At 71.9% G+C, this 406-nt stretch carries 1 protein-coding gene; it reads right to left on the bottom strand.

From position 1 onward, the window contains the following. A partial coding sequence (locus H5J29_RS34170) for an Hsp20/alpha crystallin family protein (protein WP_181784978.1) occupies positions 1-388 on the bottom strand: 388 nt, incomplete at its 3' end. Between the last annotated feature and the right edge of the window lie 18 nt (positions 389-406).

Here is a 406-nt window from a genome sequence, read left to right as displayed (position 1 = left end):
GGCTGATCTCGACGCGGCGCGGCTTGGCCCGTGCGGCGACCGGGATGGTGATCGCGAGGACCCCGTCCCGGTAGGTCGCGGTGAGCCGCTCGCCGTCGAGGTCGCGGCCGAGCAGGAGCCTGCGGCTGAAGGAGCCGCGCGGGCGCTCCCGGGTCAGCCAGTCCCCGCCCTCGTGCGGCGTGCTGCGCTCGGCGCGCACGGTCAGCGCGTTGCCCTCGACGGTGACGTCGATCGACCCGGGGTCGACGCCGGGGAGGTCGAAGGTCGCGACGAAGTGGTCGTCGAGGCGCTGGATGTCCATCGGCATGCCACTGGGCACACCGGTCGATCCCGCCACCTTGTCCAACAGCCGGACGGCGTCGGCGAAGGGCTCGTAGTTCAGCAGCATCGTGATCTCTCCTCTCGT

Origin of the sequence: Pseudonocardia pini (genome assembly GCF_013870575.1) — a bacterium.
GTDB classification, from domain to species: domain Bacteria; phylum Actinomycetota; class Actinomycetes; order Mycobacteriales; family Pseudonocardiaceae; genus Pseudonocardia; species Pseudonocardia pini.
Note: the sequence above shows the minus strand (reverse complement) of the source record. Positions and strands in the feature narration are given on the sequence as shown.